This window comes from Cellulomonas sp. PS-H5 (genome assembly GCF_019265565.1).
In the GTDB taxonomy this organism is placed as follows: Bacteria; Actinomycetota; Actinomycetes; order Actinomycetales; family Cellulomonadaceae; genus Cellulomonas.
In genome coordinates, this window is record NZ_JAHVCI010000037.1 from 24,723 (window position 1) to 41,925 (window position 17,203).

General features: G+C 78.1%; 17 protein-coding genes. 6 read left to right on the top strand and 11 right to left on the bottom strand.

Going from position 1 to position 17,203, the window contains the following annotated elements; translation table 11 throughout:
* The first annotated feature begins 13 nt into the window (after positions 1–13).
* Entirely contained in the window at positions 14–940 is a 927-nt protein-coding gene (locus J5O08_RS14010) for a DNA ligase (RefSeq protein ID WP_255589863.1), read from the top strand.
* A gap of 133 nt (positions 941–1,073) precedes the next feature.
* The gene (locus J5O08_RS14015; protein ID WP_218707492.1) at positions 1,074–1,658 is read left to right on the top strand and encodes a Dps family protein; all 585 of its coding nucleotides are present in this window, start codon (positions 1,074–1,076) and stop codon (positions 1,656–1,658) included.
* A 96-nt stretch (positions 1,659–1,754) separates the two neighbouring features.
* Here the strand turns inward: J5O08_RS14015 and J5O08_RS14020 are convergent, their stop codons facing one another.
* The 3 genes from J5O08_RS14020 to J5O08_RS14030 are packed head-to-tail and all read right to left on the bottom strand — an operon-like array spanning position 1,755 to position 4,987.
* On the bottom strand, positions 1,755–1,964 hold the full coding sequence (locus tag J5O08_RS14020; protein ID WP_217615647.1) for a hypothetical protein: 210 nt from the start codon (positions 1,962–1,964) through the stop codon (positions 1,755–1,757).
* A gap of 52 nt (positions 1,965–2,016) precedes the next feature.
* Positions 2,017–3,168: a hypothetical protein gene (locus J5O08_RS14025; RefSeq protein WP_218707494.1), complete on the bottom strand. Its 1,152-nt coding sequence runs from the start codon at positions 3,166–3,168 to the stop codon at positions 2,017–2,019.
* Positions 3,113–4,987, bottom strand: coding sequence for a glycosyltransferase (locus J5O08_RS14030; protein ID WP_308281623.1), 1,875 nt, complete (start codon positions 4,985–4,987; stop codon positions 3,113–3,115). Before J5O08_RS14030 ends, J5O08_RS14025 begins: the two co-directional genes overlap by 56 nt.
* A 119-nt stretch (positions 4,988–5,106) precedes the next feature.
* On the opposite strand from J5O08_RS14030, the gene J5O08_RS14035 reads away from it, so the two are divergent.
* The gene (locus J5O08_RS14035) at positions 5,107–6,414 is read left to right on the top strand and encodes an EAL domain-containing protein (protein WP_218707495.1); all 1,308 of its coding nucleotides are present in this window, start codon (positions 5,107–5,109) and stop codon (positions 6,412–6,414) included.
* Positions 6,415–6,467: 53 nt separating this feature from the next.
* A complete protein-coding gene (locus J5O08_RS14040; protein WP_218707496.1) occupies positions 6,468–7,625 on the top strand; it encodes a M20/M25/M40 family metallo-hydrolase in 1,158 nt (385 codons plus the stop codon).
* 12 nt (positions 7,626–7,637) lie between these two features.
* Here J5O08_RS14040 and J5O08_RS14045 read toward each other — a convergent pair whose 3' ends face one another.
* From J5O08_RS14045 to J5O08_RS14060, 4 genes are all read right to left on the bottom strand, one after another.
* On the bottom strand, positions 7,638–8,492 hold the full coding sequence (locus tag J5O08_RS14045; RefSeq protein WP_308281624.1) for an aminotransferase class IV: 855 nt from the start codon (positions 8,490–8,492) through the stop codon (positions 7,638–7,640).
* 89 nt (positions 8,493–8,581) lie between these two features.
* Positions 8,582–9,139, bottom strand: a complete 558-nt coding sequence (locus J5O08_RS14050; RefSeq protein WP_218707497.1) for a hypothetical protein — start codon at positions 9,137–9,139, stop codon at positions 8,582–8,584.
* A gap of 155 nt (positions 9,140–9,294) precedes the next feature.
* Positions 9,295–10,023: an ANTAR domain-containing protein gene (locus tag J5O08_RS14055; RefSeq protein ID WP_218707498.1), complete on the bottom strand. Its 729-nt coding sequence runs from the start codon at positions 10,021–10,023 to the stop codon at positions 9,295–9,297.
* Positions 10,024–10,168: 145 nt separating this feature from the next.
* Complete coding sequence (locus J5O08_RS14060; RefSeq protein ID WP_218707499.1) at positions 10,169–10,936, bottom strand: hypothetical protein; 768 nt, start codon at positions 10,934–10,936, stop codon at positions 10,169–10,171.
* A 114-nt stretch (positions 10,937–11,050) separates the two neighbouring features.
* On the opposite strand from J5O08_RS14060, the gene J5O08_RS14065 reads away from it, so the two are divergent.
* Positions 11,051–11,644 carry a DinB family protein gene (locus J5O08_RS14065; protein ID WP_218707500.1) on the top strand — a complete coding sequence of 198 codons (594 nt, stop codon included), beginning with the start codon at positions 11,051–11,053 and terminating at the stop codon, positions 11,642–11,644.
* Positions 11,645–11,701: 57 nt separating this feature from the next.
* Here the strand turns inward: J5O08_RS14065 and J5O08_RS14070 are convergent, their stop codons facing one another.
* Positions 11,702–13,357, bottom strand: coding sequence for a GGDEF domain-containing protein (locus J5O08_RS14070; protein WP_218707501.1), 1,656 nt, complete (start codon positions 13,355–13,357; stop codon positions 11,702–11,704).
* Positions 13,358–13,478: 121 nt separating this feature from the next.
* Between J5O08_RS14070 and J5O08_RS14075 the strand changes: the two genes are divergently transcribed.
* Complete coding sequence (locus tag J5O08_RS14075) at positions 13,479–14,354, top strand: formate/nitrite transporter family protein (protein WP_308281625.1); 876 nt, start codon at positions 13,479–13,481, stop codon at positions 14,352–14,354.
* A 16-nt stretch (positions 14,355–14,370) separates the two neighbouring features.
* On the opposite strand, the gene J5O08_RS21690 is transcribed toward J5O08_RS14075, so the two are convergent.
* From J5O08_RS21690 to J5O08_RS14090, 3 genes are all read right to left on the bottom strand, one after another.
* Entirely contained in the window at positions 14,371–15,243 is an 873-nt protein-coding gene (locus J5O08_RS21690) for a D-alanyl-D-alanine carboxypeptidase family protein (protein ID WP_218707503.1), read from the bottom strand.
* 178 nt (positions 15,244–15,421) lie between these two features.
* Positions 15,422–15,721: a hypothetical protein gene (locus tag J5O08_RS14085; protein WP_218707505.1), complete on the bottom strand. Its 300-nt coding sequence runs from the start codon at positions 15,719–15,721 to the stop codon at positions 15,422–15,424.
* A gap of 235 nt (positions 15,722–15,956) precedes the next feature.
* Positions 15,957–17,203 (bottom strand): ABC transporter permease (locus J5O08_RS14090; RefSeq protein ID WP_218707507.1); only part of this gene is annotated, 1,247 nt, incomplete at its 5' end.

Sequence of the window (17,203 nt, forward strand, 5' to 3'; positions counted from 1 at the left end):
ACCCGTGCAGCCCATGCTCGCCACCCCTGTCCCCGTCCCGGGCCGCCTGCCCGCAGGTCCGGGCTGGCGGTTCGAGGTGAAGTGGGACGGTGTCCGCATCCTCGCCGACACCACGGGAGACCGCCTCCGGATGCTCGGCCGCAACGGCCGGGACGCCGCGCCCGCGTACCCCGAGCTCGCGGGGCTGGCGGGCCTGCCGCCGGGCACCGTGCTCGACGGCGAGGTGGTCGCGATGCGGGACGGGGTGCCGTCGTTCCCGGCCCTGGCGGAGCGGATGCACGTCCGGGACCCCGCCCGCGCCGCCGCCCTCGCCCGCCGGGTGCCCGTGAGCTACCTCGTGTTCGACGTGCCGGTCCTGGCGGGCGAGGACCTCACCCGCCGGCCGTTCGACGAGCGGCGCGCCGCCCTCGAGTCGGTGCCGCTGCCCGAGCACGTCCAGCTGTCGCCGGTGTACTCCGACGGCGACGTGATCTGGTCCGCGACCCGCGCGCAGGGCCTGGAGGGCGTGGTGGCCAAGCGCGCCACCTCGACCTACCAGCCCGGCCGGCGGTCCGGGGACTGGCTCAAGGCGGTGCACCACACCACCCGCACGGCGCTGGTCGGCGGCTGGCGCCCCGAGACGACCGGGAGCGGCCGGATGGGGGCGGTGCTGCTCGGCGCCCCCGACGCGGCCGGCGGCCTGCGCTTCCTGTGCCGCGCCGGCAGCGGCCTGGCCGGGGCGCTGGCCCGGGACCTGACCGCGGCCCTGCGGCCGCTCGAGCGGGCGACGTCGCCATTCGCGGAGCGGCTGGAGCCCGTCGACGCCCGCGGCACGGTCTGGGTCGAGCCCGAGGTGCTGCTGGACGTCCGCTACCTCACCCGGACGCCGTCCGGGCGGCTGCGGCAGCCGGTGCTCCGCGGGCGGCGGGACGACACCGCGCCCGACCCCTGGGAGGCGTGAGCCCGCGCGCCCGCACCGGGTCGACCGCGGCCGCCCGCACCCGTCCCACCTGCGATTGCGCGACCCCGGAGGTTGGGGCAGCGTGGGTGCCAGCCGGCGCCGTCGGGCGCCGAGGACCGCAAGGAGGAGACTGATGGTTCGCCGCACGGAGCTGCCGAAGTACACCGTCCCGTCGCTGAGCGTCGAGGACGGCCGCACGATCGCCGCGATCCTCCAGCAGCGCCTCAACGCGCTGAACGACCTGGCGCTCACGCTCAAGCACATCCACTGGAACGTCACCGGACCGCACTTCATCGCGGTGCACGAGATGATCGACCCGCAGGTCGACGCCGTCCGCGCCATGGTGGACGCGATCGCCGAGCGCATCGCGACCCTCGGCGTCGCCCCCGTGGGCACCCCCGGCGCGCTGGTGCAGGACCGCAGCTGGGACGACTACTCGATCGGCCGCGCAGGCGCGATCGAGCACCTGGGCGCGCTCGACGAGGTCTACGTCGGCGTCGTCACCGACCACCGCGAGGCGGCGGCCGCGACCGAGGACCTCGACACCGTGACGAACGACCTGCTGGTCGGCCACCTGCACGAGCTCGAGCTGTTCCACTGGTTCGTCCGGGCGCACCTGGAGAACGCGGGCGGCGAGCTCAGCACCGCGGACGCTGAGGGCGAGCAGGAGTCGGCCGCCGAGGCCGGCGCCGCGGCGAAGGACCCGTCCTCCGTCTGACGGCGCGCCGGTCGCGCGGCCCACGCCCGCGACCTCCGGAGCGCCGAGGCCCCGGTCACCCGAGGGTGGCCGGGGCCTCGTGCTGCGCGGGCGGGGTCAGAGCCGCTCGGGGTCGTCCCAGTCGTCCGACGCCGCGATCGCCTCGTCGTCGGGGAGGAGCTCGCTGTCCCGCAGGGTGCGCGGCGCACGGGCCGGGTCTCCGCCCGAGCGGACGTCGGTGGCGCGGAGCTCGGCCTCGGACGGCAGGGCCTCGGCGCGGTGGTTCGCGGCGGTCTCGGAGGTGAGGTCACGGGGGCGGGTCGTCATGCCTCGGTTGTACCGCGTCGCGGCGGCGGCCACCAGCCCGGGCGGCGCGGGGTCAGCCCCCCAGCACCGCCCGCGCCCACACCCCGAGCGTCCCGCCCGACGTCAGCACGACGAGCCAGCCGATCGCGACCTGCGCGACGGACGCCACCACGATCGCGACCCGCCGCCGCGGACCGGGGTTCCGCGGCGCGAGCAGCAGCACGTACAGCGCGGTCAGCACGATCCACGTCTGGCCCGCGGCCTCGCGCAGCCCGAGCCACAGCGACAGGTACAGCCCGACGACGGCGATGCCCGGCGCGATGAGCGACCACGGGTCCCGGACCGCGCGCACGGTGGACGCGACCAGGACCAGCGGCGCGGCGAGCAGCGCGAGGGCGATCTGCCGCAGCGCCTCCGCCGCCGAGGCGCCCGCGCCGCCCGGGAGCCAGCCGGCGGGCGTCGCCGCCTCCATGCCCCCGAGCGGGTCGGACGAGAACCACCACGACGCGTACAGCCAGAACGCGACCGCGGCGACGGCGGGGAACAGCAGCACCGCGACGGTCGCCTCGTTCGCCCGCCGCCCCGACCGGCCGGCGCGCCGCGCGAAGAACGGGGCGACGGCGGCGAGCGTGAGCGCGTACAGCCACGCGCCCGGGTCGAGCATGACGGCGACGCCGAGCGCGAGGCCCGCGCGGAAGCCCGCCTCGGTCGAGCGCTGCTCGACGAACGCGCCGATGCCGTCCAGCGCGAGCACGAGCAGCGCGACGCCCAGGAGCGACACCAGGTCGTTCGACGCCAGGTAGTACAGGGGCGGGGTCAGCACCAGGGTCCCGAGGACGGCCGCGGTCGCCCACGGGCCGAGGCCCTCGCGGACGAGCACCGCCGCGAGCCGCTGCAGCGTGAAGCCGAGCACGGCGGCGGCGAGCAGGCTCATCGCCAGGGTGCTGCCGCCGAGCAGGGCGGACACCGCGGCCGACAGCGGCGGGAACACGCTCGCGATCCAGGACAGCCCGCTGTCGCCCCACTGCACGAGCGCGCCCCGGTCGGCCAGCGCCTCGTTCGCCGCGGGCACCCAGCCGGCGGCCCGGGAGAGGAGCGCGACCGCGACGAACGGCAGCGCCAGGGCGACCCGCAGCCCCCAGCGGGCGGCGGGGCGGACCGGCCAGGTGTCAGCCGCGTACCGACGCGGGGACGTGCGCGGCAGCGGCGACGCCAGTGAGGCCATGTGCGGTCTTCTCCCAGTAGTGCGGCTTCGTGATGAGCTGCCAGAGCGCCTTGTACGCGGCGACGGAGTGCAGCAGCCAGTACGCCGGGTTCGCCAGGCCCCAGAGCACGAGGCCGTACCGGCGGCGCTTGAAGGCGCCCATCATCGAGACGTAGATCATGAGCGCGCTGCCGACGCCCAGGTTGAACAGCGAGAGCCAGAGCACCCACCCGGGGAACAGGAACGCCAGCTGGTGCGGGTCGAGGAGCAGCGACGCGAGGAACACCGCGTACAGCAGCGGCACCGCGAGGAAGGTCGCGGGCGTGCCGCCAACGAGGAACAGGAACGACAGCGTCTGCCGGAGACCGGCCACCTTCACCAGCCGGAACGGCTGCCGCAGGTGCACGAGCGTCGTCTGCATGTAGCCCTTGATCCACCGGGAGCGCTGCCGCACGAAGTTCGGGTAGGAGGTGTTGGCCTCCTCGTACGTGGTCGAGTCGATGACCCCGACCCGCATCCCCTCGGCCGACGCCCGGATACCCAGGTCCGCGTCCTCGGTGACGTTGTACGGGTCCCAGCCGCCGAGCCGGCGCAGGCCGCTGACCCGGAAGTGGTTCGACGTGCCGCCGAGCGGGATCGCGAGCTTCCCGTACTCCAGCCCGGGCAGCATGTAGTCGAACCAGAACGAGTACTCCAGCGTGAACATCCGGGTCAGCGGGTTCTCGTCGGCGTTGAAGTAGTTGAGCGCGGCCTGCACGCAGACCAGCTCCTCCCCCGCCTGCCGGAACGCGAGCACGGCCTTCTTGAGCTGGTCGGGCTCGGGCTTGTCCTCGGCGTCGTAGATCACGAGGTACTCGCCGGTCGCGAACTCCAGGCCGACGTTGCACGCCTTGGGCTTGGTCTGCGGGGCGCCGGCCGGGACGGTGATGAACCGGAAGTGCGCCGGCGGGTGCGCGGCCTCCGCGGCGGCGCGGGTCTCGGTGTCGTCCTCCTCGACCAGGATCAGCACCTCGAGCAGGTGCGCCGGGTAGTCCAGCGCGCCGAGGTTGCCGATGAGGTTGGCGACGATGTTCGCCTCCTTGTACACGGGCACCAGGACCGTGTACCGCGGCAGCTCGTGGTCGGGGAGGGCGGCCAGCTCGGCGGGGTCGGTGCGCGTCACGTGCTCCATCCGCGCACCGCGCAGCGACGCCCAGAACTTGAACCCCGTCCCCACCAGGAACGCCAGCCCCACCACGACCGACAGCGTGACGACGACCGCGCGCGGGTCCGCGACCGCCGCGAGCACGACGAGGACGAGCGCGACGACCAGCGCGACCCGCTGCCACGGCACGAGGACGGTCCGGGCGGACTGCGCCGGCGAGCGGCCCCACAGCCCGAGGCTCGCGCGCTCGCGCAGGTCCGGCCCGTAGCGGTCGAGGACGGCCTGCTGGAAGTCCCACCGGTCGGCGAGCACGAGGAACGGCTCCTCCCCCAGCGCGCCCTCGATCGCGGCGCGGCGCTCGGGCGTCGGCTCGTCGACCACCGCGACCACGAGGGTGCCGTCGCCGCGCCGCTCCAGCGGCAGCCACTGCTCCGCGAGCACCCGGCCGACGTCGGCGCCCTGCGCGTCGAGCGCCTCCGTGATCCGGGTCGGCACGACGTAGGGCAGGCCCCACAGGTCGGCGAGCGCGCGGGTCAGGGACTCCGAGTCGATCGCGCCGATCGCGATCAGCACCTGGCCGATGTAGGCGCCGGACTCCGCGGCGACCCGCTCCGCGGCGTCGAGCGTGGCCTTGCCGACCAGGCCCCGGTCGACCAGGTGGTCCCCCACCCTCCGGTCCTGCTGGTGTCGTGCCACGCCGCCCCCGTCTCCTCGAGCCCGCGGCCACGCTAGCCCGAGCCGGCGCCGCGCGCCGCGCCGCACACGCCGACGACCAGGACCTTCAACATCGGTGCGCGCCTGCCGATCAGGACGAGGTGACCCTCCTGTCCGCTCCGGAGCACCCCGGCCGGCTGCCCGTGCCGGAGCTGCTCCGCACCGGCGGGGTGCACTGCGCGTACCAGCCGGTCGTCGAGCTCGCGACGGGCGAGGTGCTCGGCCGCGAGGCGCTGCTGCGGACGCCCGCGGACTCCGGCTGGCGGTCGCCGCTGGAGGTGCTGGACGCGGCGGAGCAGGCCGGCCTCCTCGGCGAGCTGGAGCGGGCGGCGATGTCGCGCGCGCTCGCGGACGCCGAGGCGGCGGCGGGCGGGGCCTCCCACACCCTGTTCCTCAACATCGAGCCCCGGACGCTGTCCCGGCACCTGCCGCTCGTGCTCGAGACGCTCGCGCGGCGCGGCCCGCAGGTGCGCGTGGTCGTCGAGATCACCGAGCGCGCGCTCGCCCTCGACCCGGCCGGGATGCTCGACGCGGCGGCCCGGCTGCGCGCGGCCGGGTGCGCCATCGCCCTCGACGACGTCGGGGCGGTCCCGGAGTCGCTCGCGTTCATCCCGCTGCTCGCGCCCGAGATCATCAAGCTCGACCTGCAGCTGCTCCGCACGCTCGAGGACCCCGAGACCATCACGGTCGCCGGCGCGGTCCGGGCACGCGCCGAGGCGACCGGTGCCCGGGTCGTCGCCGAGGGCATCGAGACCCAGGACGACCTGACACGGGCGCTCGTGCTCGGCGCCGACCTCGGCCAGGGCTGGTTCCTCGGGCGGCCGCAGCGGACGCTGCCCGCCGGCGAGCGGCACGCGGGGCGGCTCCCGCGCCCCCACGCGCCGCTCGGGGGCGCCGCCACGCCGTTCGAGGTCATCGGGACGCGCCGGGCCGTCCGCCTGGCGCCCAAGCGCCTCCTGCTCCCGCTGTCCCGCACCCTCGAGGCCGCGGCCGTCGCGCACCGGGTCCCCCCGGTGGTGCTCGGCGCGTTCCAGGACGAGCGGTTCTTCACCGGCCGGTCCGCGCGGCGCTACGAGCGGCTCGCCGGGGCGCTGCCGTTCGTCGGGGCGCTCGGCACCGGCCGCCCGGCCGCGCTGCCGGCCGACGTGCGGTGGGCGTCGCTCGACCCCGCCGAGCCGCTCGCCCAGGAGTGGGCGGTGGTGGTCCTGGGGGCGCACGAGTCGGTGGCGCTCGTCGGGCGCGAGATCGACGGGCCGCGGTCCCGGCACTCGGCGGCCCTCGGCGCGCCCGTGGGGTCGCCCGAGGACGACGAGCGGGAGTTCGCGTTCGCGGTGACGCACGACCACGGGCTCGTGGCGGAGGCGGCGCAGAGCCTCCTGCGCCGGTTCCGGGCGGACCCCCCGGCCTGACGGGCGGGCGCCCCGCGGGCGGGGCGGGCGCGACGGGCCTAGGTTCGGGGGGCATGAGGGGCGACGCCGCGGCCCTGGACGGGCTCGACGAGGCCGCCCGGCGCCGGCTGCCCGCGGACGTCGGGCGCCTGGAGCGGTACGTGCGCCTCGAGACCCCCACCGGTGCCGCGGAGGCGCTGGACGCGCTGGCGGACCTCGTGGTGGCGGACGCGCGTGCCGCCGGGTTCCGCGGCGACCGGGTGCCGACCGCGGACCCGGCATCGGGCGACGCCGTCGTCCTCGACCTGCCCGGCCGGGGACCGCGCGCGGGCGACGCCCCCGCGCTGCTGCTCGCCCACCACGACACCGTGCACGCCGTCGGCTCGGTCCCGGTCCGGCGGGACGGCGACGTGCTGCACGGGCCGGGGACCTACGACATGAAGGGCGGCCTCGTCGTCGCGCTCGCGGCGGCGGAGCTGCTGGGGGCCGCCGGGCTCGGGCACCGCCCGGTGCGGCTGCTCGTCACCCCCGACGAGGAGGTCGGCTCCCCCGCCACGGCGGGCCTGATCCGGGACGCCGCGCGCGGCGCCGCCTACGCCCTGGGCCTGGAGGCGCCCGGCGCGCACGGCGGGCTGAAGACCGCCCGGCGCGGCTCGACCCGCCTCCGGCTGCACGTCACCGGGCGGGCCGCGCACGCGGCGGTCGACCCGGACGCGGGGGTGTCGGCGACCGAGGAGCTGCTCGACCAGCTCCTCGCCGCGCGGCGGTTCCTCGCCGAGCACCCGTCCGTGCTCGCGAACGTCGGCGTCGTCGCGGGCGGCACCCGGACGAACGTCGTGGCCGAGAGCGCGCGCGCCGACCTGGGGCTGCGGTTCGTCACCCGCGCGAGCGAGCGCGCCGTGCTGGCGCGCCTCACCGAGCCCGTCCCGGTCCGGCCCGGGGCGGACGTCCGGGCGGAGGTGCTGTCCCGGCGGCCCGCGTGGGAGCCCGGCGCCGCGTCGCAGGGGCTGCTCGCGGCGGTGGCCGCCGCGGCCGGCAGGATCGGGCAGGACGTCACCGGCGCGCCCGCGCCCGGGGCCGCCGACACGAACCTCACCGGGGCCGCGGGGCTGCCCACCCTCGACGGCTTCGGCCCCGGCGGCGGCGGGGCGCACGCGGCCACGGAGCGCGTCCGGCTGCCCGCCCTCGCATCACGCGCCGCGCTGCTGGCCGCGACGCTGCACGGCGTCTGAGCGGGCGCCCCGTCAGGGGTCGAGGTGCTGGAGCTGCCGCTCCGCGAACTCCTGCGCGACCGCGCGCGTCACCGGCCCGGGCGCGCCGCCGCCCACGGGCGCGCCGTCGACCGCGACCACGGGCTGCACGTCCCGGGCGGTCGACGTGAGGAACACCTCGTCCGAGGTGGTCAGCGCGTCGTACGGCAGGTCGACCTCGCGAGCACCGTGCCACTCGAGCACCAGGGCGCGGGTGACCCCCGCGAGGCAGCCGGACGACAACGGCGGCGTGAGCAGCTCCCCGTCCCGCACCACGAACACGTTCGTGCCCGTGCCCTCGCACAGCTGCCCGCGGGTGTTGGCGAACACCGCCTCGCTCGCGCCGGCGGCCCGCGCCTGCGCCAGCGCCAGCACGTTCTCGCCGTACGAGGTGGTCTTGAGCCCGGTCAGCGCCCCGACGTCGTTGCGGCGGTAGGGCACGGTGACCACGCCGGTCTCGGGGTCCGGGTCGTGGCCCGGGGTGACGCCGAGCACCAGCGTCGGCGGTCCGTCGACCCGGCCGCTGCCCAGGACGCCCGGACCGCCGGTGAACGTGATGCGGAGCAGGTCGTAGGCGCTGGTGAGCAGGTCCGCGTTCGCCTCGACGACCTCGTGGGCCGCCCGCCGGACGAGCTCCGGGTCGAAGCCCGGCAGGCCGATGCCCGCGGCGGACCGCGTCATGCGGGCGACGTGCCGGGACAGCGCGAAGATCCGGCCGCGGTCGACCTTGACCGCCTCGAACACGCCGTCGCCCACGACGAACCCGTGGTCCCGGGCGGACGTCGTCGCCTCCGCCTCGGGCACCAGGCGCCCGTTGACCCAGAACACCGTCGACGTCACGTCCGCCACCGCCGCGCTCCTCGCGTCCGCGCCCGCGCCGGACCGCGGGTCGTCCCGCCGCAGCCTAGCCGCGCGCCGCGGTGCGCCCGGGGACGCCGTCAGGCCGGGTCGGGCGCGCCGGTGAGCCCGGCGGCGCGGGCGACCTCCCCCGCCCAGGCGGTCGCCCGCTCGAGCTCGCCGTCGACGAGCGGCCCGTGCATGCCGGCGACGTGGAACCCGGCCGGCGGGAGCACCACCCGGCAGCCGGCGCGGCGCAGCCGCTTGGCCATCCCCGCGGAGGCGCGCTTCGGGACGGGCCGGTCGACCCGGGTGTCGAACGCCGCCGCGGGCGTCCCCTCGGGGGCGTCGAGCGCCTCGAGCCACTCGCGCACGCCCCGCCCGGTGTCGGCGCCCGGCTCCGCCTCCGCGCGCCGGCGCGCCTCGGGGTCGTCGAGGTGGTCGTGCCGGCTGCGCCGGGTCTCGGGGCGGCTGAGCGAGAACGCGTGGGTCGGCCCGCCGACGACCACGAGGTCGGTCCGCAGCGCGTCCGGGGCCGCCAGCACGCTCACCACCTCGACGTCCGCGCCGGGCGCGGCAGCGCGGAGCCCGGCCGCCACCGCCTCCGCGACGGCGTGGCTGTTCCCGAACAGGCTCTCGTAGACGACGTGCGCGCGCATGGCTGCCTCCCCTGGCTCCCGCGGCGGGCGGCGCGACCGTGCGTCGCCCGTACCGGCCACGCTAGGCGCGCCGCAGCGGGCCGGGATGGGCCGACGGTCCCGGGTGGCCGCGGGGCGGTGCGCGGCCGCGGCGCGGCGGCGGCTCGGGCGGCGGCTCAGGCGCCCCGGGCCGCCTTCGCGGAGCCGCCGCCGAGACCCCCGCGGCCGGGGCGCACGGCGTGCCGGACCACCGACGCGGCCACCGCCTCGAGCGTCCGGCCCTGCGAGGCGCCCAGCACCTCCAGCACGTGCCGCGCCTCGTCCTCGTCGCACCCGCGGACCTCCATGAGCACACCCACGGCGTGGTCGACGGAGGCCCGGGTGCGGCGCGCCGCCTCGGCCTCGGACAGCGCCGGCTCGCGCGCCGGGATCGTGCTGTGCAGCTCGATCAGCGAGGCCATCTCACCCGCGAACCCGCCGGCCCGGCGCACCACCTCGGGCCCGCACGCGCCCGGCTCGTCCAGGTAGAGGGTGAGGGCGGCGGCGCCGCCCCGCTGCAGCGGCGCCGGCAGCGCGAGGACGCCCCGGAACCCGGCCCGCAGCGCGGCGGCCCGCCACGGCGCGGCGACCGCGGTGGCCTCGGCGCGCAGGTCGGGCAGCACCAGCGGCGCGCCGGTGCCGAGCGCCTCGCGCCACGGACCCGCGTGGTCGACCGCCGCGCCCGAGCGCGTCAGGCGGTCGCCGGTGGACGCGATCAGCCAGTCGGCGCCGCGCCGGTGGGCGTGCACGGCGCCCTCGGCGGCGCCGCCCGTCCCCGCCGTCACGAGACCCACCAGGTCGTCCAGGAGCGCCAGCACGCTGCGCGCGGGCTCCGCGCCCGGCCACACCGCACACACCTCAGCCATCGTCCGTCCCCCTGGGCAGCACGTGCGGGGCTCCTCGCCGAGACCCGTCACCGGTCGCGCGCGGACGGCGCGCAGGCACATGGTGGCACGCTGGACGGGGGCAAGATGCCCGATTCGTCCCGTCATCCCGCGGAACTGCGGTCGATTAGCCCTGCCGGGTGACGCCGGAGCCGGGGTCGGCGGCGTCGCCGCCCGCGAAGGTCGCGCGCCGGCCGAGCACGGCGTCCTCCAGGTCGGCGACCGCCACGTCCTCCGCCCACGCGCGCGCCTGCAGCAGCGCCGCCGCGTCGTCCGGCGCCAGGCCGGTCTGGGCCACGAGCATGCCGACCGCCCGGTGCCGGCGCGCCCGGGCGGGGGCGCTCGCCACCGCGGGCCCGACGAGCGACGGCCCGAGCGCGTCGGCCAGCACCTGCCCGTCCGCGAGGACGTCGGCCGGGCCGCCGTCGGCCGGGCCGTGCACCGTCAGGGCCGCCACGGCCCGGCCGTCCACCCGGACCGGCCACGCGCGGACGGCGACCGTCGTGCCGGGGTCCACCGCGTCCGCGGCGAGCACGGCGAACACCGGCGGCACCTCCGGGACGTCCGGCGGCAGGTCGGCCGGGCGCCCGGTCGCACCCGCGCCGAGCAGGGTCCCGACGGTCCGGCCGTGCCGCGCGGCGCGCACGGCGGGGCCGTCCCCCACCAGGTCCTCGATCTCCGCGAGCCGCGCCGCGACGTCGTCCGTCGCGCACGCCGTGTACCGGGCGGCGCCGGCGGGAGCGCAGGTGAGCGCCGCGCCGGACGCCCCGAGCAGGTCCACGGCCGCCCGGCACAGCCGCTCCACGGCCGGTGGGCACAGGCCCGAGCCGGCGCCCGGCCCCGAGCGCGCGACGGCCTCCGCCAGGGAGCGGAGCAGGAGCAGCCGGTCGGTCACGTCGTCAGTGTGGGTTCGCCCGGGCCGTCCCGCACCCGGAGCGCGCGGGCCTGCGCCGTCCGGGTGACCCGCCCCGGGGCCGCGGGTGTCGGACCGCGGCGGCAGACTGCTCGCATGGACGACAAGGCGATGCTGCACCGGTACCTGCGCGAGAACCGCGACTCCCTGCTGTCGAAGCTGGACAGGCTCTCCGAGTACGACGCGCGCCGGCCCCTCACGGCCACCGGCACGAACGTCGCCGGGCTCGTGAAGCACGTGGCCAGCGTCCAGCTCGACTACCTCGGCGAGGTGTTCGACCGCCCGCACGGCCGGTCGCTGCCGTGGTTCGCGGACGACGCCGAGCCGAACGCCGACCTGTGGGTGCCGGCGGACGAGTCGCTCGACGACGTCCGGGAGCTGCACGCGTTCTCCGCCGCGCACGCGGACGCCACCATCGCGGCGCTGCCCCTCGACGCGCCGGGCCGCGTCCCGTGGTGGCGGCCGGAGAGCGCGGACGTCACGCTGCACCGGGTCCTCGTCCACCTGGTCGCGGAGACGGCCCGGCACGCGGGCCACGCCGACATCCTGCGCGAGACGATCGACGGCGCGGTGGGGTCGCGGCCGGACGACCCGAACCTGCCGTTCCACGACGGCGACGCGTGGTCCGCGTACCGGGCGCGGGTGGAGGACGCCGCCCGCACGGCGGCGGGCCGGGGCACCGCGGGCTGACCCCGGGCGGCCCGGGGCATCGCGGGCTGACCCCGGGCGGCCCGGCGACCCCGCCGCTCAGACCGCGGGGTCCGCCACCCGCACCCGGTCGCGCCCGGCCGCCTTGGCCCGGTACAGGGCGGCGTCGGCGCGGGCGAGCAGGTCGGCGACCGGCTCCCCCGGGGTCCGCTCGGCCACGCCGATGCTCACGGTCAGCCGCGCGCCCGGCATGAGGTCGTCCCACTCCAGGTTCGCCACGGTCGCGCGCAGCCGGTCGCACACGTCGACGGTCCGGTTACCCGTGAGCCCGTCCAGCAGCAGCGCGAACTCCTCGCCGCCGTACCGCGCGGCCAGGTCGTCCCGGCGCAGCGCGTGCTGGAGCGCGGCCGCCACCCGCACCAGCACCGCGTCGCCCACCTGGTGCGAGTAGGTGTCGTTGACCCGCTTGAAGTGGTCGACGTCGAGCAGCGCCACCGCGAAGGCACCGCGCTCGGCCGTCCAGAGGTCCAGCTGGCTGTCGAGGGTGCGCCGGTTGGCGAGGCCGGTGAGCCCGTCGTGGGCCGCCTCGTGCGCGAGCCGGGCGTTCCGCTCCTCCAGCGCCTCCGAGCGCCGGCGCTCGGCCTCCGCCTGCCGCTCGGCCTGCTCGACCTCCATCCGCGCGCCGAGCAGCGCCGCGCGGCGCTCGGCCTGCGCGTCGCCGAGCCGCACGGTCAGCTCGTGCAGCTCGCGGAGCGCGGCGAGCGCGGCCACCGGGTCGCCGAGCGCCTCGTGCGCGTCGGCGAGCACCCGCAGCAGCTCGGTCCGCTCCGCCGGCCGCCGCAGCGCGTCGCACAGGGTCATGCCCTCGCGCGCCTCCGCCACCGCCTCCGGCAGCAGGCCCCCGTCCAGCAGCATCCCGGCGCGGATGCGGTGCAGGGACAGCTGCAGCCCCGCCGCCGGGAACCGCGCGAGCATCGCGCCGGCCGCGTCGAGCACGCCCGCCGCGGCCTCGCGGTCCCCCGCGAGCAGGTGCGCGATCGCGGCGGTGAGGCGCGCGTCGACCGCCGTCCGCGCGAGGCCGGCGGCGTCGGACTCGTCCACGGCCTCCAGCGCCAGCCCGAGGGCGCGGCGGGCGGACGCGCGGGCGCCCCGCGGGTTGTCCACCGCGAGCCGGCGGCTGGTCTCGACGAAGGTGCGCGCGAGGTTCGCCAGCGCGATCGACGCGCGATCCGGGTCCCCCGCCGTCAGCCACAGGCGGCGCGCCTGGGTGAGCACGCCCGCGGCCTGCGGCGCGAAGTGCGGCATCGACGTGTAGACCGAGCCCAGGATCGTGAGCACGTCGGCGGTGCCGGCGACGTCGTCCGCCTCGCGGCGCAGCTCGGCGGCGCGGGTGAGCAGGTCCACGGCGTCCTCGGTGTGACCGAGGTCGTGGTGCACCAGCCCCTGCCGGGCGAGCGCGCGCGACTGCCACACCAGCGCGCCACGCTCCCGGGCCAGGTGCTCGGCGCGGACCGCCCGCTCCAGCGCCCGGAGGTCCTCCCCGAGCGCGTGGTGCGCGACCGCGGCGTAGTACGCGAGCCGCATCTCGGCCCCGCCGGCCCGGCTGGCGACCGCCTCGGCGATGAGGTCCTCCGCCCGGCGGACGCAGGCCCCGGCGTCGGAGTCCGCGAGCAGGGCGAGCTCGTCGACCGCGGCCTCCCAGTCCGTGGGCGGTGCGGGTGGTGCGGTTCGTGCGTCGCTCGCTGTGGCCGTCATGGTCCTTCGTCCCGCCCGCGGTCCGTCGCGGGTCTCCTGTGTCATCGGGCCTCCCACCTGCGGTGATGAGCCCGGAGCCCGGTCTTCACCCGGGGGGTTCGGGTGTGGCAGCCTGTGCGCGGTGAGCGCCGCCGATCCCCAGTCCCTCTTCCCGGGCAAGCAGTTCATCAGCACCGCCCTCGAGGTGCTGGAGACCAAGACGACGATGTCCGGCGGCCTGGCGCGCCGGTACCTGCAGCGCGCGGCCATGGCGGGCGTGCTCATCGGCCTGCTGTACGCCACGTACTACGCGGTGCTCGGCGCGTTCGCGGGCATCGGGGACGGCTCGGTCCGGCCCGTCGGCCGGCTGGTCGGGTCCGTGGTGTTCGGCTGGGCGCTCGTGTTCATCTACTACTCGCGGTCCGAGCTGCTGACCTCGAACATGATGATCGTCTCGATCGGGGCCTACCACCGCCGGACCAGCTGGCCGCGGGCGCTGCGGATGCTCGGGCTCTGCTACCTCGGCAACCTCGCCGGCGGCCTGTTCGTCGCGGTGCTGCTGCGGCTGTCGACGATCACCGACGGCGCACCGCTGGACGAGATGGTCGCGTCGGTCGAGCACAAGCTCGCGTACGTGACCGACGGGCCGTCCGGCTGGCTCGACCTGCTGGTGCGGGCGGTGCTGTGCAACTTCTGCATCAACGTCGCGATGCTGCTCGTCTACAACGGGCTGATCAAGGACGACCTGACCAAGTGCCTGGTGATGATCACGTCGGTGTTCATCTTCGCGTTCCTCGGCCTGGAGCACTCGGTCGCGAACACGGTGCTGTTCTCGGTCGTCGGCCTGCAGGAGGGGCTGGACCTCGGCGCCGCGGCCGGGAACGTCGGGATCGCGCTGATCGGGAACTTCATCGGCGGCGGGCTGCTGATCGGGCTCTACTACGCCTACGTCAACGACGACTCGCAGTGGCTGCGCCAGCAGGGCCGCGGGACGAGCACGCCGGAGGACCCGCGCTGAGCGCGCCGGGGCGGGCTCAGGGGTAGTCCGGCCCGCCGGGCAGCCCGAACGCCTCCTCGAGCGTCGTGACCCCGCGACGGTCCAGCTCCGCCACGAGCTCCGTCCCGACCCAGCGCAGGTGCCAGCCCTCGGGCGCGTACCCGGTGACGGCGCGGTTCGCCGCGGTGTACCGCACGACGAACCCGAACTCGCCCGCGCGGGCCGCGACCCACCGGCCCTCGGCGGTGTCGCCGAAGCAGTCCTGGAAGTCGCAGTCGGGACGGGTCGTGCTCCCGACGTCCACCGCCAGGCCGGTCTGGTGCTCGCTGTGCCCGGGGCGGGCGCTCACCTCCTCGGCGTGCTGCTGGCCGACGCGCGCGACGAGGTCGGCGTGCACCCGGACCTGGTCGTCGTACGAGCGGAACGCGCTCCGCAGCGCGAGCGCGACCCCGTCGGCGGACGCGGCCGCGAGCATCTGCTCGAGCGGCCCAGCGACCTCGGGGCGGACCTGGTACCCGGCCACGGTCGCCAGCGTCGCCGGCGCCCAGCCGGCCGGCGCGACGGGCAGGGCCTTGTTGACGACCACCCACGGGCTCGCGGGGTCGTCGGTGGGGTGCAGGCCGAGGTCGAGGGCGGCACGGGCGGGCGGCACGAGCGCGGCGGGCGGGGCGGGAGTCTCCGGCAGCGCGAGCGGCCCGCGGGCGGCCCCGGGATCGGCGACGTCCGTCGGCCCGAGCCCGGCCGGGGCGGACGGGATCACCGTCCCGGGCGTCGGCTCCGGCGCCGCCCGGGCGGGTTCCGGCGCTGCCGCGCGCTCGTCCGACGCCGCCGCGGGCCTGGGTGCGCCGCCGCCCCCGCCCGGGGCTCCCTGGAGCGCCACCGCCGCGAGCAGGCCGCCGAGGACCGCCACGGACGCGGCCTGCGCGGGCCGCGCGAGACGCCTCCGCGCCCGGGTGCGTCCGTGCGCTCCCGGGGTCGGGCCGCTGCGGTGCTGCGGGCGCGTCGTCACGTGGTCGCTCCTGGTCCGGGTCGGGGTCAGCCCCCAGTCTCCGACGGAACGCGCCGCGGGGACACCCCGGACGTGCTGCTCATCGGCCAGGTCGCCGCGCGCCGGCGGCCGGTTCGCCCACCTGCAGGTCGCGCGCGAGCGCGTCGAGCGCGGCGGAGCGCCGGCCCGGGTCCAGCTCCAGGCCGCCGTCCGGCGTCCGGCGCACCGAGCCCGCCAGGACGAGCTCGGACACCGCCGCGGCGACGCCGTCGGCCCGGCAGCGCCGGTCCAGCTCGGGGCCGGACATCGGGCGGCCGAGGAGCGCCGCCAGCAACCGGGCCTTGGTCAGCGGGTCGACCGCTCCGTCGAGCACGGCGGTCGTTCGGGACGGTGTCGGCACGGTCGTCTCCCCCGGGTCGGGCCGCGGGGCCGGTCCGTCGCGGCGCGTGGTTCCCAGGGTCGGCGTCGCGGGCCCGGCTGAGTGGTGGCGTGGGTGGTCCCCGGGACCCGCTGGGTGCTGAGCGTGCGGGTCGGTAGGTGGTGGCGCCCCCGGTGAGGGGTGCCGGGTGAGGGTCGCGACGAGCGCGCACCCGGGCAGGTCCCGACGGCACCGGCCGACCACCCGGCGTGCCGGGTCAGCCGCCGGCGCGCAGCACCTCGCCCAGCCGGTGCGTCCGCCGCCGCGCGTGCTCGACGCGCAGCACCGCCGCCCCCGCCGCCAGCCCGGCCAGCACCGGCAGCGCCGCGGCCGCCCACGCGACCGACCCCGCGGACCCCGCCCCCGCCGTCGCCCCGAGCCCGAGCGGCCCCAGGACCAGCGGCGCGAGCCCGCAGCCGAGCGCCGCCCCCGCCACCGAGGCGAGCACGGCGGCGGGCAGCACCTCGCCGGCGGCCACGCGGCGCGCCTCGCGGTCCGTGAGGCCCACGGTCCGCAGCGTGTCCAGGGCGCGGCGTCGCGCGGGGGCGCCCGCGGTGGCCGACACCAGCACGGCGAGCGCCACGAAGGCGAGGAGCAGCGCCACGGACGCGGCCGCGGCGCCGAGGAGGGCGCGCGGCAGCACGTCGGCCCGCAACGCGCGCAGGGCCGCGGTCCGGGTCGCGACGTCGGCGTCGCCGGGCGGCGGCGCCGCGCGGAGGGCCGCCTCGGCACCGGGGCCCACGAGCCACACGGTGCCCGGCGGCGTCGCGTCCACCCCGCCGAGCTCCGCGACGTCCACCGCGACCACGGCACCGGCCGCGTCCCGACCCGCGGACGGCCGGGGCAGCGCGAGACCGGGCAGCGCGTGCACCGTGCGGTCCTCGCCCTCCCAGCGCAGCACGACCTCGCCGGTGACCTCCCCGGCGCCGGCGGCCCCGGCGCCCGCGGCCCCGGCGCCCGCGGTCCCGGCGCCCGCTGCCCCGGCCGGCAGCGACGCCGCGAGCCGGGCCAGGTCGTCGGGCTCCCCCACCACGACGTCGACGCGCGCGGAGCCGTCCGCCGAGCGCGCGGGGACGTCCCGGACGACGCGCGCGGCGACCGAGGCCGACACCCCCGGCTCGCGCGCCCAAGCCGCGGCCGCCGACGCCAGTGCCGGGCCGGGCGGTCCCTGCACCCGCGCGTCGCCGCCGACCGACGCCCACGCGGTCGCATCCTGCCCGTCGCGCACCGCCTCGCCCGCCGACGCGCCCACCACCACGAGGGCGGCGGCTGTCACGACGGCCAGCAGCGGCAGGGCGGCCAGGCCGTCGGAGCGGGCACGGGCGACCGCCAGCACCCCGACCGCGCGTCGGGACCGCTCCGCGAGCGGGGCCAGCCGCGCGACGAGCGCCGGGAGCGCGCGCGCCACGGCGACCGCGCCCACGGCGGCGAGCAGCGCCGGCGCGGCGGCGGCGAGCAGGTCGG

Coding starts and splice junctions, on each gene's coding strand:
- J5O08_RS14010 (WP_255589863.1), top strand. CDS start 14: ATGCTCGCCACCCCTGTCCCCGTCCCGGGCCGCCTGCCCGCAGGTCCG.
- J5O08_RS14015 (WP_218707492.1), top strand. CDS start 1,074: ATGGTTCGCCGCACGGAGCTGCCGAAGTACACCGTCCCGTCGCTGAGC.
- J5O08_RS14020 (WP_217615647.1), bottom strand. CDS start 1,964: ATGACGACCCGCCCCCGTGACCTCACCTCCGAGACCGCCGCGAACCAC.
- J5O08_RS14025 (WP_218707494.1), bottom strand. CDS start 3,168: ATGGCCTCACTGGCGTCGCCGCTGCCGCGCACGTCCCCGCGTCGGTAC.
- J5O08_RS14040 (WP_218707496.1), top strand. CDS start 6,468: ATGAGGGGCGACGCCGCGGCCCTGGACGGGCTCGACGAGGCCGCCCGG.
- J5O08_RS14050 (WP_218707497.1), bottom strand. CDS start 9,139: ATGCGCGCGCACGTCGTCTACGAGAGCCTGTTCGGGAACAGCCACGCC.
- J5O08_RS14055 (WP_218707498.1), bottom strand. CDS start 10,023: ATGGCTGAGGTGTGTGCGGTGTGGCCGGGCGCGGAGCCCGCGCGCAGC.
- J5O08_RS14065 (WP_218707500.1), top strand. CDS start 11,051: ATGGACGACAAGGCGATGCTGCACCGGTACCTGCGCGAGAACCGCGAC.
- J5O08_RS14070 (WP_218707501.1), bottom strand. CDS start 13,357: ATGACGGCCACAGCGAGCGACGCACGAACCGCACCACCCGCACCGCCC.